The following is a 15,424-nucleotide window of genomic DNA, read 5'->3' as shown; positions in this document are numbered from 1 at the left end:
AAATGGTATCTSACCCCTCTTTCCAAGCCGATAACACCAATGCTCTTGCTGTCCGTCACCGGGAAGTTCGTGAGGGTGAGGCGGGATGGGCGGGCGGGACCGTTGGCGCCATGGGCCCGAGGCATGCCTCGGGCGGGTTGGGCAGGACGCCCAACCCCGGTCTTGCCGTGTGCGCAGGATTGCGCACACGTGCAAGGCGCCATCGAGCCCCCATGGATGGGTTTACAGCGTGTCCCGCCACCCCACCCCGGCCCGACCCAGCACGTAAGAACAACGAGCCGACCAACCTGCTGTTGATCTTGATCTTGATGTTGATCTGTAAGCAGTCGCGGCCGCAGGCCGCGCGGAACCCTCACAGGTGCCGCAGTTCCTGCTTCAGCGTCGCCACGCAGCGGCGGCTGACCTCCAGCGGCTGCTTGCCATGCCGCAGTACCGCCTGCACCTGCCCGCCAGTACCACGGCGCAGTTCGACCAGTTCGTGGCGCGCCACCAGGCAGTTGCGATGGATGCGGATGAAACGGCTGGCGAATTCCTCCTCCAGCGATTTCAGCGACTCCTCGATCAGGTCTTCGCCGCGCGCATGATGCACCACCACGTACTTCTCTTCGGCCTGCAGGTAGTGGATGTCGTCCAGCGGGATCAGCCGCAGGCTGCCACGCAGGCGTGCGCACAGCATGCTGCGCGCCTGCTGCCCGCCGCTGCCCTGCGGTTGGCCATCACGGCCGGCCAGGAACGTGCGTGCACGTGCGATCGCCGCGGCCAGGCGCTCGGCGCGGACCGGCTTCATCAGGTAATCGATCGCCGCCGCTTCAAACGCCGACAGGGCGTGCGCGTCGTAAGCGGTGCAGAACACCACCGCCGGGCGCGGTTCGAAGCTGGCCAGATGGCGCGCCGCCTCCAGGCCGTCCAGCCCGGGCATCGCGATGTCCAGCAGGACCAGGTCCGGCTGCAGCTCCGCGCACGCATGCAGGGCCTGCTCGCCGTTGCCGGCCTCGGCCACCACATCCACGCCGTCCTGCGCCGCCAGCAGGCTGCGCAGGCGCTCGCGCGCCAGCGGTTCGTCATCGGCGATGACTACCCTCACGATCGTCCCCTCACTGGATCGGCACTGTCACCTGGCAGGCATAGTAGCCCTCGCTCCAGCCAGCCGTCATCCGCGCGGCGCTGCCGAAGCGCCAGGCAAGCCGATGACCGATGCTGTGCTGGGCATGGCCGGCACCACGCGCCAGCGCCAACCCCGGCGTCTGCGGATCGGGCGCGGGATTGCGCACGCGGATCTGCAGCTCACTGCCTTCGCGCACCAGCTGCAATTCGATGGTGCCGCCCTCGGGCAGGCGTGAAATGCCATGCAGCACTGCGTTTTCCACCAGCGGCTGCAGTACCAGCCTCGGCAGTGGCAGGTCCCACGGCAGCGGCTCATCGCGTTGCCAGCGCACCTGCAGGCGCTCGCCGAGGCGCAGCGATTCTATCGACAGATAGCGTTCGGCCAGCTCGCATTCGTCACGCAGGGTGGAGTCGCCCTCACCTGCGCCCAGGGCAGCACGGAACAGATCGGACAGATCCAGCACCGCGCGTTCGGCCACGGCCGGATCGCGATGCAGCAGGCTGGCGATCAGGTTCATGCTGTTGAACAGGAAATGCGGGCGGATCCGCGCCTGCAGCGCGTCGGCCTGGGCACGCGCGTTGGCCTGCACCTGCGCGGCCCAGCGATCGCTCACATAGAAGTAGCGCAAGGCCAGCGCGGCGATCAGTGCCGTGGTTGCCGCACTGCCGAGGGTGAAGCGCCAGAAGCTGATGCCACGGGCGAAGTTGTCGCCCAGTACCGCGTACAGCGCATGCACGATGCCGGCACAGACCACCGCGATCAGGGTCGCCAGCACGATCGCCGCGACGGCGCCCAGCACCTGCGGCAGCCTCGACAGTGCCTGCCGCAGCAGGCACAGGCTGGCGGTCACCGCCAGCGCAAGCCACAGCGCGAAGCCACTGGCCGACAACAGTTCGCCGAAGGTCCAGTGACGGCTGCCATCGGGCGCCAACGCCAGCACCACCACCACCAGCTCGGCCAGGCCGAGCATCGCCGCCAGCCGCGGCAGGCGGCACAGTTCCGGCATCCACGGCGGCGTGCTGGCCGGAGACATGGCTCAGGCGGCGCCCAGCCGTTCCTGCAGCCAGTCACCCAGTGCCTGGATCTCTTCGGCGCAGACCTGGTGGGCCATCGGGTAGCTGTGCCATTCCACTTCCAGGCCCAGCGCCTGCAATGCCTGCGCGCTGTGTACGGCCACCGCCTGCGGAATCACCGGGTCGCTGCTGCCATGGGCCATGAACACCGACACCTGCACGGCACCATCAACGCGCTTGGCGCTCTCGGCTTCGGGCAGGTAGGTGGACAGTGCAATCAGGCCGGCCAGCGGCGCGGTGCGCGACAGTGCAGCGGTGAGGATGATTGCCCCGCCCTGCGAGAAGCCGGCCAGGAAGATCTTCTCCGGCGCAATGCCGCGCTCGATCTCGCGTGCGATCAGCGCGTCCAGCTGCTGCACCGATTCCTGTACGCCGGCCATGTCGGCACGCGAGCGGAAGTCCATGCCGACGATGTCGTACCAGCCGCGCATCGGCACGCCGTTGTTGATCGTGATCGGCCGCACCGGTGCATGCGGGAACACGAAGCGCAACGCCGGCCAGTGCGGGCGCACCAGTTCCGGCACGATCGGCGCGAAGTCATGGCCGTCGGCACCGAGGCCGTGCAGCCAGATCACCGACCACTGCGGCGAGGCGCCGGTTTCCTGTTCCACCGTTTGCAGCATGATGCGGCTCCTTCAAGTTCGAGCCGCATTATGCCGCTGGCACATGGGGATCAGTACAGCGGCGGTTGCTCGGCTGCTTCCCGGCGCAGTTGCGCCGCACGCACCAGCACCGGCGGCGGGATGTTCTCCTCGGGGATATCGAGCAGGCCAAGACGGTGCAGGAAGGCACCCGGGCCACGCGAGGAGGTCAGCGCCACCACCGGCACCGCCAGCACCATGCCGATCACCACCGGCGCCATCCACGCCGCCAGCGACGGCGATACCGCCCAGGCCAGCAGGCCCATGAAGGCGCCGAACACACCCAGGCCACCGTAGCCGCGGACCAGGGCCAGCCACGAGATGCCGCCGTCGTCACGCTGCTGTGCGTCCCAGCCGGAATCGCGGCCGGACAACACTTCGGCCACGCCGCGCGACTGCACGTACATCACCACCGGCGCCATCAGCGCGGCCAGCACGGTCTCCACCAGCATCGACACGAACGCACGGATCGCACCGCCGCAGCCGCGGCGGTCGACCGGGTCCAGCAGCATCGCCAGGTAGCCCAGCACCTTGGGCAGCAGCAGCACCGCCATGGTGGCGGCGAACAGGCGTACCACCTGTTCCTCATCCTGGGCACGCCAGTACACGCTGGGCGACAGGTGCAGCAGGGCGTTGAAGTCGATGCCTTCCTGGAACAGCGGAATGGCGATGCCGATCAGCATCAGCATCGCCCACATCGGCGCGGTGAAATAGTGGCCGATGCCGATCAGCATGTGCGTGCGGCTGATCCAGTGCAGGCCGCGGCTGCCGACCACCTTGCCGTGCTGCAGGTTGCCCTGGCACCAGCGGCGGTCGCGCACCAGCAGGTCGGTCAGCGTCGGCGGACCTTCTTCATAGCTGCCACCCAGGTACGGCACCATGTGCGCAGCCCAACCGCCACGCCGCATCAGCGCCGCTTCGACGAAATCATGGCTGAGCACGTGGCCGCCGAACGGCTTGCGCCCCGGCAGCGCCGGCAGGCCGGCGTGGTCGGCGAAGGCGCGGGTGCGGATGATCGCGTTGTGGCCCCAGTAGTTGCTCTCGGCGCCGTGCCACCAGGCCACCCCACGGGCGATCACCGGGCCGTACACGCGACCGCCGAACTGCTGCATGCGGGCGAACAGGGTGCGGCCACCGATCACCGACGGCAGGGTCTGGATCAGGCCGACATCGGCGTTGTGTTCCATGCCGGCCACCAGGCGCACGATGCTGTCGCCGGTCATCAGGCTGTCGGCGTCCAGGATCAGCATCTGCGGGTAGGCGCCACCGAAGCGGCGCACCCAGTCGGCGATGTTGCCGGCCTTGCGCCCGCTGTTGTCGCCACGGCGGCGGTAGAACAGCCGCGTCTGCCCGTCCGGCACGCGGTCGCGCAGTTCGGCGAATACCTGCTCCTCGGCGCGTGCGATGTCCTCGCGCCGGGTATCGCTGAGCACGAAGAAGTCGAAGCGTTCGAGCTGGCCGGTGGCGGCCACCGACTCGTAGATCGCCTGCAGGCCCGCCAGCAGTCGGCGCGGATCCTCGTTGTAGGTCGGCATCAGCAGCGCGGTGCGGCTGTGCACGGTCGGCAGCGGCTTGTCCGGGTCGATGCCGAGGCGATAGCCGCGGTCGAACACGGCGGTCAGGAAGCCGGCCACGGCGCTGGCAAAGGACAGCGCGATCCAGGCGAACAGGCCGACAAACAGCACCAGCAGGCAGGCTTCCAGCACGCTGATGCCATTGGCCGACAGCACCCGCCACATCATGCGGGTGGCGATGGCGGTCATGGCCAGGGTGCCGCCGAAGATGTAGAACCGGCGCAGGCCGATCAGGCGTGGCGAGGTACGGTGCCGACGGACCTTCAACGCGCCTTCGCGCAGGGTCTGTTCGGGCATCGGCAGCGGTGATTCGTCGGGCAGCAGCGCCCAGCCGGCGTCGAGCCGGGGCGCATCCGCTTCCGCGTGGATGGTTTGACCCCCCATCACCGCTTACTCCCCACGGTCGGCATGGCCGGCCGTCCCGGCCGGGCTGCATGCGCGAAGGTTCCCGGCGCGCCTTCCCGGCGCCCGCACTTGTCCTGGCTGTGCCGGCCCTTGGCCGCACAGTCGCTGTCTGTCACTACCGGAACCCACACGATCTCCAACGGGGCGGAATCGAAAATGCGGCCCAGTCTAGGGCGCCGGATGTAAGCCGAGTGCGAAGGTCTACGCCGGGATTTATCCCCATTCAGCAAACAGCAGGCGATGGCGTGCCGCGCAGCGGGATGTCACTTCGTGACACCGGGTACTGGATCGTAACAAACGCGAACGGTTATCATTTCATTAACCAGGCAGGTCACCGTCTTCCGAACGGCTGAGACCCACCCAGCTGCGCCGGCCCGAACCGTGCGCCCTACGACCCATGGAAGGGGGGCCTGCCTGCGTGTCTGCGTGCGCCCGTTGCTTCCATCCGGTCCCCCTCCTCCGATGGAAGCCGTCATGTCCCAGCTGTTCCGTTCCCGTTCCGCGCGCCTGTCGCGCACCCGCCTGGCCAGTGCCCTGGCCACCGCCTGCCTGCTGACCGTGCCCGGCCTTGCCGCCGCAGAGGCCAGCGCCGATGCCTCCACCAAGGATCTGGATACCGTGGTGGTCACCGCCTCGGGCAACCAGCAATGGATCAAGGATGCCCCGGCCAGCATCAGCGTGATCAGCCGCGAGGACATCGCGCGCCAGCCGGTGCACGACCTGGCCACCCTGCTCAGCCGCGTGCCCGGCGTGACCGGCGGCCTCAGCGCCGTCGGCGAGCAGTCCAAGATCAAGCTGCGCGGCATGCCGTCCAACTACACGCTGGTGCTGGTGGACGGCAAGCGCATGGGCAGCTCGGCGTCGACCAACTACCGGCCAGACCTGGGCCGCCAGGATCTGAACTGGATTTCGCCCGACCAGATCGAGCGCATCGAAGTGGTGCGCGGGCCGATGTCGTCGCTGTATGGCTCCGATGCGATGGGCGGCGTGATCAACATCATCACCCGGCGCATCGGCGACGAATGGAACGGCAGCGCCACGCACAGCTATACCCGCCCCGGCGATGACAAGCGCGGTGACACCCAGCAGATCGGCGCCACCTTCTCCGGCCCGCTCGGCGAGCGCTTCGGCCTGCGCATCGGTGCCAACAGCATGCGCCGCGACTCGGACCAGTCCAACGGTGGTGTCTACGGCAACGCCTACGCCGGCGAGAAGGATCGCAATGTCGACGCGTTGCTGCAGTGGAAGCTGAGCGACGCGCAGGAACTGTCGCTGGAAGCCGGCCATGGCGTGCAGCAGGCCTTCATCGACGCCTCGCTGGAAAAGCAGGACGAAGGCGCCTGGGGTGCCAGCGAACTCAAGCGCAGCTCGCTGGCGCTCAACCACGATGGCAAGTGGCGCTTCGGCAATTCGAAGATCAGTGCGTACTGGACCGAGTACAAGAACGACATCGGTGCTACCGGCCGTTCCGAAGCGACCGATACGATCATCGAGGGCAGCCTGACCACGCCGTTCACCCTCGGCGTTGAACACCAGTTCGCCGTGGGTGGCCAGTGGAAGCGCCAGGAGCTGACCAACACCGACACCATCGGCCGCGCGCCGATCGACTATGCCGGCAATGCCGTCAGCGGCTCCGATCTGGAAGTGGATACCTGGGCCCTGTTCGTCGAAGACGAACTGAAGCTGCACCGCACCCTGGCGCTGACCCTGGGCGCGCGCCTGGACCACCATGAGAAGTTCGGTGGCCATGTCAGCCCGCGCGCCTACCTGGTCTGGCATCCGGCCGAGCAATGGACCATCCGCGGTGGCGTTTCCAAGGGCTTCCGCGCCCCCAGCCTGACCGAGAACTCCGCCACCGCCGCCACCCAGTCCGGCGGTCGTGGCTGCACCTCGCTGATCCCGTTGGGCTATACCCGCGGCGGCTGCTACATGGCCGGCAACCCGGACCTGGACCCGGAGACCAGCACCAACCGCGAGATCGGCATCAGCTTCGACAACGACCTGGTCGATGCCGGCCTGACCTATTTCCATACCGACTTCAGGAACAAGATCGAGTACGCACCGCTGGGCAGGTTCAACGGCATCTGGTGGACGCGCATGAGCAACGTGCAGCGCGCGCGCACCAGCGGCATGGAAGGCAACCTCAATTTCCGCTTCGGCGAGCACTGGCGCTGGCGCACCTCGGCGACCTGGATGAAGGAAGCCAAGAACCTGACCACCGGCAGGAACCTGATCGATACGCCGGAGTTCTCGGGCTACTCGTCGCTGGACTGGACGCCGAACACGGTGTTTTCCAGCAGCCTGTCGGCGCAGTACACCGGCAAGCAGACCGGCACGGCGACGACCTTCCTCAAGGCCTACACCCTGTATGACCTGACCGCGGCCTGGAATGTCAACGAGGTACTGACCCTGCGCGGCGGCGTCAGCAACCTGGCCGACAAGAAGCTGTATGCGGAAGGCTCCACCGACTACTTCGTGGCCGGGCGCAGCTACTTCCTGAGCATGACCGCGCGCTTCTGACCGGCGGCACGCGCCGCGATCGCGCTGGCGGCAGGCCAGCGCGATCGGCGGTGTTGCGGGTTACTCGCTTTCCAGTGCGGCGGCGGGCGCCGCGCTCTGCGTAGCGGCCGTGCGTGCACGGTCCATCGCCACCGCCAGTTGCTGGCGTGCGAGCAGCTGTTGTGCCTGCACCACTTCAGGTGTCGGCAGGAGCACCGGTCCCGGTGCGTTTTCCGGTGTAGCAGGTGTGGTCATGCAGCCTCCATGGACATCCCGCTGCCGCCCGGATTCAGCTGGGGCGGCAGCGGAACTGCGCACCCTATCCTAAAAACAAGGCGGGTGGGTGACGGTGCGCGCCCTCGCCGCACGGCCATAGCGCATTGAGCGTCACATTTCTGACGCTGCAGGGTGGCTTCCTGAACCGGCCACCCCGTATCATGTAATCGTTTTCCCACAAGGACGTGTACGTCAATGAACGCAGTCGACCTCTCCCGCTTCAGCCCGAAGTGGCAGTTCCGCTTCAACTTCTTCCAGCAGCACGGCGCGCCCAAGGAACCCGGCTTCAAGCAGGCCTGGAAGGCGCTGTCCTTCGGCGACCGCCTGAAGGTCAACATCAACTTCTTCGCCTTCTTCTTCGGTGCCATCTACCTGTTCATCCTGGGCATGTGGCGCAAGGCGCTGGTGGTGATCGGCATCAACATCGCGCTGGCCGTCGTGACCCTGTTCCTGCCCGACATCGTGGCCCGTGCCGTGTTCATCGCCATGAACTTCCTGGTCGCCTCCAGCACCAACTACAGCTACTACCTGGAGCAGGTGAAGGGCAAGGCCAGCTGGAACCCGTTCGAAGGGATGTTCTGAGCCGAGGCAGTCAGCGGATCCGGAGCATTGTGAGCAGCTGAAACGACGACGCCCGGCCTTGGCCGGGCGTTTTCATGGATACGTAGCAGAACTCAGGCCGCGCGGCGTGCCGCAGCCACCGGCTCGGCCTGCAGGCGGAAGCGCGAGACCGCCACGGCCAGCTGCTCGGCCTGTTCTTCCATCGCACGCGCGGCGGCACTGGCTTCTTCCACCAGTGCGGCATTCTGCTGTGTGGTCTCGTCCATCTGCACCACGGTCTGGTTGACCTGTTCGATGCCGGCGGACTGCTCGCGCGACGCGGCCGAGATCTCGGCCATGATCTCGTTGACCCGTCCCACCTGGCCAACGATGGCCTGCATCGTACGGCCCGCACCGTGCACCAGCTGTGCACCGGCACCGACCTGCGCCACGGAGGCGTCGATCAGTTCCTTGATCTCCTTCGCTGCGCCCGCCGAACGTTGCGCCAGTGCGCGTACTTCGCTGGCGACCACGGCGAAGCCGCGGCCCTGCTCACCGGCCCGCGCCGCTTCCACCGCCGCATTCAACGCCAGGATGTTGGTCTGGAAGGCGATGCCGTCGATCACCGAAATGATCTCGGCGATGCGCTGCGACGATGCCTCGATCTGCTCCATGGTCTGCACCACCTGGTTGACCACTTCCCCGCCCTCGCTGGCAACGCCAGCGGCGGAACCGGCCAGGGTATTGGCCTGCAGTGCGTGGTCGGCGTTCTGGCGCACGGTGGAGGTGAGCTCCTCCATCGAGGCGGCGGTTTCTTCCAGGTTGGCGGCCTGCTGCTCGGTACGACGCGAGAGATCGCTGTTGCCTGCAGCGATCTCGCCCGCCGCCAGGCGGATGCTGGCCGCCGACTGCTGGATCTGCCCGACGATCTGGGTCAACTGCTGCACGGTGCTGTTGGCATCGTCGCGCATCACCGCGAACACGCCATGGAAGTCGCCCTGCATGCGCGCGCTGAGGTCACCTGCGGCGATCGCGCGCAGCAGCGTCGACAGCTCGGCCAGGTTGTGATCGCTGACCTGCATCATGGTGTTGAGGGTTTCCACCATGCGGCGGAAATCGTGATCGAAGCGCTGGGCGTCGCCGCGTACAGCGAAGTCGCCGGCGGCGGCGGCGGCGGCCAGCTGCTGGATCTGCTCGTTGATCGCGGCCAGGTTGCTCTTGGTGGTGGCCATTGCAGCAGTGAACACCGCCTTTTCGCCCGGCAGCGCGTCCATGTCCACGCTGAGGTCACCCACCGCGTAACGCTGCATCACCTCGACCAGGCGCTGGGTGACCGCATTGCTGGAGGCCACCAGCTGGTTGCTGTCGGCCACCATGCGTCCGTACTCGCCGGGGAAGGCAGTGGCGTCCATGCGGTAGCTCAGCTCGCCGGCATCGTGGCGGCGCGCCATTTCCGCCTGCGCGGCCATCACCGCCTGCAGCTGTCCGCGCATGCCCTGCATCGCCTCCAGCAGGCGGCCCACTTCGTCGTTGCTGCGCGCAGGCAAGGTGCTGTCGAGTTTGCCGGCGGCAACGTCACCCGCCACCCGCACCGCTTCGGCCAACGGGCGGATCGCCAGGCGGCGCAGCAGCACGTAGACACCTGCGCTGAGGGTCAGCGCGGCCACCACGCCAACCAGCAACGCCAGCCACAGCAGCTGGCGCGCCTCGGCGACGATCACCGCATGCGGCATCACCACGCCCAGTGCGAAGCGCTGCGGGGCATTGCCCACGCGCAGCGGCACGTACACGCGCACATTGCCGGCCGCGTCCGGGGTGAAGGCCTCGAACCTGCGGTCGGCGGCGATGTCGGCCAGCATGCTGCGGGTCAGTGCATCGCTGCGTGGCTTGCCGATCTCGGCAGCGTTCGCCGACGCCAGCACCACGCCCTTGGGCGAAAGCAGCTCGACACGACCCGCGCCCATCGGCGTCAGCGTCGCCAGGTGCTTCTGCAGCGCCGCCAGCGAGAAGTCGACGGTGAACACGCCAAGGAAGGCACCGTTCTCGACGATCGGCGAGCTCAACGTGCTCATCAGCACCTGCTGGCCGGCGATGTCGTAGGCATAGGGTTCACTGACCTTGGGCAGCTTGTCGCGGCTGGGCACCACGTACCAGTCGGCCGAACCGTCGGCAGCTTCGGTGTAGTCGGTCATGGCCGACTGCTGTGGCTTGCCGTCATGCCAGGCCCAGTAGCTCATGTAGCGGCCGCTGGCATCGTGCATCTCGGTATTGGCGAACTCGGCATCCTTGCCATCGAAGGCATCGGCCTGCCACATGGTGCTCTTGCCCAGCCATTCCGGGTGGGTGCGCAGCTGCTCACCGAGCACGGCCGCCAGGCTGGCGCGATCAGGCACGTCACCCCGCGCACGCTGTGCAAGCACGGCTTCGACCATGGCATCGTTGCTGGCGAACGCCGTGCCCAGGTCGGCGGCGACCTGGCGCGCTTCGGCGTTGGCCTCGCTGGTCATGGTCTGGCGCGAGGCATCGATCAGGCTGGCACTGGCCTGGCGATAGATCAGGAACGCCGTCAGGCCGAAGCACAGCAGCGCGATGACGGCGGTGCCCAGCATCAGCTTGTGGGCGATGCTGCCCGGACGGCGGGCAGCGACGGAACGGGAAGAAGGCATGGAGGGGTCCGCAAGGCAGTTCAGGACGACCGGCACCGCGAGGGCACCGCGCAGGCGCGCGATCCGTCGCGCAGGCCACCGGCCGCCGGGACCCGCCCGGCGCAGGAAGCGCACCGGGTTAGCGGCCGCCTGCCAACGAGGTTGAGGCGACCGGCATACACATTCCTGAATGCACTCAGGGACGGGACAGCAACCCGACCCGGCGTCCCCTATTCGGCCACCCGATCTTTGATCCACTCCGCGCGTGGCAACACCTCGATGCTGCCTGCGGCGTACTGCTGCAGCACAGCGTCCGGCCCGAAACGCGGTTGCCACCCCAGCTCCCTGCGGATGCGGGCGCTGTCGTAGACGCGGTCCACGCTCAGCGGCAACGGCCAGCCGCGGCGCTCGAACTCGGCCAGCAGCTGCGGCACGCGCCGGGCCAGTATGTTGCGCGGCTGGGTGGCCAGTTCCAGGCAATCCTCGCGCCGGAACGGGGTCGCTGCGCAGGCGATGTAGCGGGCGAAGGCCGGCCCCTCATCCAGCAGCAGCGCGGCATGGGCACTGGCCACGTCACGGGCGTCGATCCCACGATGCAACCGGAACATCGCCATGCGTTCCGGCGGTTCCGGGAAGCAGCGCCCCATCCGCAGCACGCGCACGCCGAAGTCCGGTGCGGCCGCAGCTTCAGCCAGGGCCTCGGCCTGCAGCTTGCTGCGGTGGTAGATCGTTCGCGGCAATGGTTCGGTATCCTCATCGATCCAGCGGCATCCGCCTGCCACCACTGCGTGGCCGTACAGCGCGGTGGTACTGGTCAACACGAACCGCCGTGCTCCTGCCTCGCGCGCCGCCTGCAGCAGGTGCGCAGTCGCGTCCACGTTGATCTGCTGGAACACCGCGTCCGGTACCAGGCCAACGTGCGGCGCATGCAGGGCCGCGGTATGGATGACCGCGTCGACGCCCTGCACCGCGCGCACGACGGCTTGATGATCGGTGACATCGGCAATGATGCGCGTGGTGGCGAACGGGCTGCGGTCCAGGCCCACCACTTCATGGGCAGCCGCCAACGCGCCGAAGATCGCGCGCCCGATCCGCCCGGAACTGCCGGTCAACAGAATCTTCATTGAGTCCATTCACTCGAAGCGCCCGGGAACTACCGGGATGCCTCGATTCTAGGCATGCAACAGCGCATCCGCGATAGCGCGAACGTACAACTGTGCGTTCATCTTGACGACTTCGGCGGCGCCAGCAGTTGGCGCGCGATGAACAGCGGGTCGTCACCGCCTGCAACGTCAGGCATGACACCGGTCCGTTCCCAGTTGCCACCGGTGCGCAGATTGATCGGTTGCCGATCCGGAATGCTGATCTGATAGCCATCGGGCAGCAGCACAGGATCATCGAACATATGCGCGGCACCGCCACTGCGGCCGCCGACGATGCGCGCACGTCCCAGGGCCTGCAGCGAATACGCGACGAACTCGGCCGCCGAGCCGGTGCGGCGGTCGATCAGTATCACCAGCGGCTTCAGGTACGGCGGGAGGCTCGCAGGCGGCAGCGGCACCGGCGTACGCCGGCCACGTTGCTCCAGCACCTGCACCGCGGTGACACCCGGCTCCAGCAGGGTACGCACCAGCAGGTCCGCGCTGCCATCGTCACCGCCGCCGTTCTGGCGCAGATCCAGCACCAGACCCTGGGTGTCGGCCAGCAGGGTGAACGCCGCCGCCAGCCTGGGCCGTGCCAGATCGAGCGGATAGAAGGTGCTCAGGCGCAGGTAACCGATGTTGCCTTCCAGCACCCGCACCTCGCGCACGCCCGCACCATTGCTGCGTGCATCCGCACGCCAGGCCATCAGCCAATCGTCCTGCCCGGCGCCGGCATCCACCCGTTCCACATGGAAGTGGCCGTCGAACACGTCCAGATCCTGGTTCAGGCGCGCACTGAAGCCCTTCGGGTCCGTGCAGCTGCCCGCATAGCGCTGCTGGGTGGACCAGCCACGCACCGCGTCGGCAATGCGTGCGCCTTCGGCCACGTCCAGGTACTGCGCCTCTATTGCCACAGCCGCCGCCTGCAGCACTGTGTCCTGGCCCGGGCAGGACGCTGCCAGCAGCGTGCCCAGCATCCACGAAACCACCATGACCGCCCCCGCGTTGATGATATATAAGGGCTTATATATCATTGCGGACATGGATCTCCAACATGCCAGCCTGGGCACCCTGCTGCGCGCCCTGCTCGATCAGCTCGACCCGGCGGTCGAGCAGGCCTATCGCGACCTGCGGCTGGACTACCGGCCCCGCTACACCCCGGTGCTGCGCACGCTGATGGCGCAGGGCCCCTGCCGCATCAAGGACCTGGCGCTGGCCTGCGGGCTCAGCCATTCGGCACTCAGCCAGACGGTGGCGGCGATGGTGCACGACGGCTGGCTGCACGCCGTCATCGGCGAAGACAGCCGCGAGCGCATCCTGCAGCTGAGCCCGCACGCACTGCAGGCGTTGCCGGCGCTGCAGGCGCAATGGCAGGCCACCGCGCGCGCCGCACGCAGCCTCGATGCGGATCTCGGCCAGTCGCTGGAGCAGGTGCTGCGCGAGGCACTGCAGGTTCTGGAGCAGCGGCCATTCGCGCAACGACTGCGCGACGCCCGCCGGCGCTGACACTGCGCCGTCGCCGATGCCTCGCCTCTTGGTGGACGGCGGCTCCCGCTGCGTTCGCCTGAATGGCCACGTCATCAACCGCGTGCGCACGTGGTGTGAAGGCCATGGCGAGGATGGCGACCTGGACTTAGCACGCGTTGGCCAAGCATGGGCGCTGCCGTTGACGACGGCGCCGACCCTGCAGCAGGAGACGTCCCATGACCGACCAGAATCACCGCTCCAACCGGGGCTTCGCCTCGATGGACCAGGACAAGCAGCGCGCGATCGCCGCCAAGGGTGGGCGCGCGGCACATGCCTCCGGCAATGCGCACGAGTTCAGTTCCGACGAAGCGCGTGCTGCTGGCCGCAAGGGCGGCGAAGCGATCAGCCGCGACCGGCAGCACATGGCCGCGATCGGACGCGAAGGTGGGCATGCACGCCACGCCAATGCACGCCAGCAGCAGCAGATCGAGCACGGTGCAGAGGATCCACACCGCCAGCAGGGGTGAACCCCGCGCGGTCAGGCCGGGGCGCGCTGCCGATACAGCCCGAGCGCCACAAGCAGGGCCAGCGCACCCGCCGCCACCATCGCCCAACCGAAGCCGCTGGCCATCGCACTGCGGTACCAGGCCAACACCTGCGGCGTGGTGTGCATCGAGGCCGGGTGCAGGATGAGATCACGCGCCTGCGCAACAAGCCGCTGCTGCCCTGCGGCCTGCGCGGAAGCGGCGAAGTGCTGCACGGCACGCTGGCCCATCAGGCTCCCCAGCAACGCGATGCCCAGGCTCATGCCTGCCTGGCGCAACGCGTTCATCGTGGCGGAGGCAATACCTGCGCGCTCAGCCGGTACGCTGGCCATGACTGCCATGCCGGTCGCCGGCACTGCCAGCCCCATTCCGACGCCAAGCAGCATCAACACGGCACTGGCACAAGCGCGCGACGTCGCCGGTTCGAACGTGGCCATCACGCACAGCGCCACCCCGGCCAGGGCGTAGCCCAGCACCAGCGCGGCGTGCAGGCCGAGGTGGGCGACCAGACGACCGAACAGCAGCGAGACGATACCCATCAACAGGAACTGGGGAGCCAGCTGCGAGCCTGTCAGCGCGGCACCGTATCCCTGTGCCTGCTGGAAGAACAGCGACAGGAAGAACAGGCTCGCATAGGCGGTGAAGCCCAGCACGAACGAGGCCAGGTTGAGCATGCCGAAGCGGCGGTCGGCAAACAGGTCCAGCGGCAGCAGTGGGCGTGCCACCCGCCGCTCGACGATGCCGAACAGGATCAGCCCGGCAGTTGCCGCGCCCAGCGCCAGAAGCGTCACCGGGGCCAGCAGGCCATGCTCGCCGATCGCGATCAGGCCATAGCACAGCGCGCCCAGCGCAACGATGCTGAGCAGCTGCCCGGCCGGATCCAGTGCGGCGTGCTGCGGGTGGCGCCGCTCGGCAATGCCCCAGGCGCCAAGCGCAAGCGCCAGCAGCCCCAAAGGCAGGTTGATCAGGAAGATGCTGGGCCAACCGGCGCGCTGCACCAGCGCCCCGCCCAGCAACGGGCCGAGCACCAGTGCCAACGCGCTGAAGGCGGACCAGCCACCGATCACGCGCGCACGCTGGCCTGGATCGGGAAATGCGTGACTCAGGATCGGCATCGCACTGGGAATCAACAGCGCACCTGCCACGCCCTGCACCGCGCGCCCGACGACCAGGGTCGAAAGATCCTTGGCGCAGGCGCACAGCAGCGAGCCCAGGATGAAGGTGACGACGCTCAGCAGCCACATCCGCCGATGACCATAGCGATCCCCCAACGGACCGGCTGACAGCATCAGCGCTGATAGTGCGATCGCGTAGGCGTTGATCACCCACTGCAGGCCGGCCATGTCGGTCTGCAGCGCCTGCTGCAGGGTTGGCAGGGCCACGTTGACGATGCTGATGTCCAGCGAAGCGAGGAACGTGCCGAGGTAGGCCGCCAGCACCAGGGCGGGCCGTTGGAGGCGTTTCATGCGTGGATCCCGGGGAAGGATGTGCGCGCATCCTAGCGACTGACTG

The 15,424-nt window shown here is 67.8% G+C and carries 13 protein-coding genes; 4 read left to right on the top strand and 9 right to left on the bottom strand.

What is annotated here, in order from left to right; genetic code table 11:
* Nucleotides 1–352 precede the first annotated feature (352 nt).
* Genes D7T59_RS06610 through mdoH form a run of 4 tightly spaced genes read right to left on the bottom strand, consistent with a single transcriptional unit; the run spans nt 353 to nt 4,777 of the window.
* Nucleotides 353–1,084 carry a LytR/AlgR family response regulator transcription factor gene (locus D7T59_RS06610; RefSeq protein WP_099554690.1) on the bottom strand — a complete coding sequence of 244 codons (732 nt, stop codon included), beginning with the start codon at nt 1,082–1,084 and terminating at the stop codon, nt 353–355.
* Between the two features lie 10 nt (nt 1,085–1,094).
* Nucleotides 1,095–2,138 carry a sensor histidine kinase gene (locus D7T59_RS06605; protein WP_180853198.1) on the bottom strand — a complete coding sequence of 348 codons (1,044 nt, stop codon included), beginning with the start codon at nt 2,136–2,138 and terminating at the stop codon, nt 1,095–1,097.
* A 3-nt stretch (nt 2,139–2,141) separates the two neighbouring features.
* Nucleotides 2,142–2,801, bottom strand: a complete 660-nt coding sequence (locus D7T59_RS06600) for an alpha/beta hydrolase (RefSeq protein ID WP_180853197.1) — start codon at nt 2,799–2,801, stop codon at nt 2,142–2,144.
* Between the two features lie 50 nt (nt 2,802–2,851).
* Nucleotides 2,852–4,777: a glucans biosynthesis glucosyltransferase MdoH gene (gene mdoH / locus D7T59_RS06595; RefSeq protein ID WP_180853196.1), complete on the bottom strand. Its 1,926-nt coding sequence runs from the start codon at nt 4,775–4,777 to the stop codon at nt 2,852–2,854.
* Nucleotides 4,778–5,272: 495 nt separating this feature from the next.
* On the opposite strand from mdoH, the gene D7T59_RS06590 reads away from it, so the two are divergent.
* Complete coding sequence (locus tag D7T59_RS06590; protein ID WP_180853195.1) at nt 5,273–7,318, top strand: TonB-dependent receptor domain-containing protein; 2,046 nt, start codon at nt 5,273–5,275, stop codon at nt 7,316–7,318.
* Between the two features lie 60 nt (nt 7,319–7,378).
* Here D7T59_RS06590 and D7T59_RS06585 read toward each other — a convergent pair whose 3' ends face one another.
* Entirely contained in the window at nt 7,379–7,552 is a 174-nt protein-coding gene (locus D7T59_RS06585) for a hypothetical protein (RefSeq protein WP_005411154.1), read from the bottom strand.
* Between the two features lie 216 nt (nt 7,553–7,768).
* On the opposite strand from D7T59_RS06585, the gene D7T59_RS06580 reads away from it, so the two are divergent.
* Nucleotides 7,769–8,155, top strand: a complete 387-nt coding sequence (locus D7T59_RS06580) for a DUF2628 domain-containing protein (RefSeq protein WP_180853194.1) — start codon at nt 7,769–7,771, stop codon at nt 8,153–8,155.
* Nucleotides 8,156–8,247: 92 nt separating this feature from the next.
* Here the strand turns inward: D7T59_RS06580 and D7T59_RS21390 are convergent, their stop codons facing one another.
* From D7T59_RS21390 to D7T59_RS06565, 3 genes are all read right to left on the bottom strand, one after another.
* Nucleotides 8,248–10,779, bottom strand: a complete 2,532-nt coding sequence (locus tag D7T59_RS21390; protein WP_180853193.1) for a methyl-accepting chemotaxis protein — start codon at nt 10,777–10,779, stop codon at nt 8,248–8,250.
* A 209-nt stretch (nt 10,780–10,988) separates the two neighbouring features.
* Nucleotides 10,989–11,882 carry an NAD-dependent epimerase/dehydratase family protein gene (locus tag D7T59_RS06570; RefSeq protein WP_180853192.1) on the bottom strand — a complete coding sequence of 298 codons (894 nt, stop codon included), beginning with the start codon at nt 11,880–11,882 and terminating at the stop codon, nt 10,989–10,991.
* Nucleotides 11,883–11,980: 98 nt separating this feature from the next.
* Nucleotides 11,981–12,892: a S41 family peptidase gene (locus tag D7T59_RS06565; protein ID WP_180853200.1), complete on the bottom strand. Its 912-nt coding sequence runs from the start codon at nt 12,890–12,892 to the stop codon at nt 11,981–11,983.
* Nucleotides 12,893–12,941: 49 nt separating this feature from the next.
* Here D7T59_RS06565 and D7T59_RS06560 point away from each other — a divergent pair, with 49 nt between their 5' ends.
* Entirely contained in the window at nt 12,942–13,406 is a 465-nt protein-coding gene (locus tag D7T59_RS06560; RefSeq protein WP_164136741.1) for a MarR family transcriptional regulator, read from the top strand.
* 197 nt (nt 13,407–13,603) lie between these two features.
* Nucleotides 13,604–13,894: a KGG domain-containing protein gene (locus D7T59_RS06555; RefSeq protein ID WP_164136742.1), complete on the top strand. Its 291-nt coding sequence runs from the start codon at nt 13,604–13,606 to the stop codon at nt 13,892–13,894.
* Between the two features lie 11 nt (nt 13,895–13,905).
* Here the strand turns inward: D7T59_RS06555 and D7T59_RS06550 are convergent, their stop codons facing one another.
* A complete protein-coding gene (locus tag D7T59_RS06550) occupies nt 13,906–15,378 on the bottom strand; it encodes an MFS transporter (RefSeq protein ID WP_180853191.1) in 1,473 nt (490 codons plus the stop codon).
* Nucleotides 15,379–15,424: the final 46 nt, after the last annotated feature.

Source organism: Stenotrophomonas maltophilia (genome assembly GCF_013464915.1).
Taxonomy (GTDB): domain Bacteria; phylum Pseudomonadota; class Gammaproteobacteria; order Xanthomonadales; family Xanthomonadaceae; genus Stenotrophomonas; species Stenotrophomonas maltophilia_AT.
Note: the sequence above shows the minus strand (reverse complement) of the source record. Positions and strands in the feature narration are given on the sequence as shown.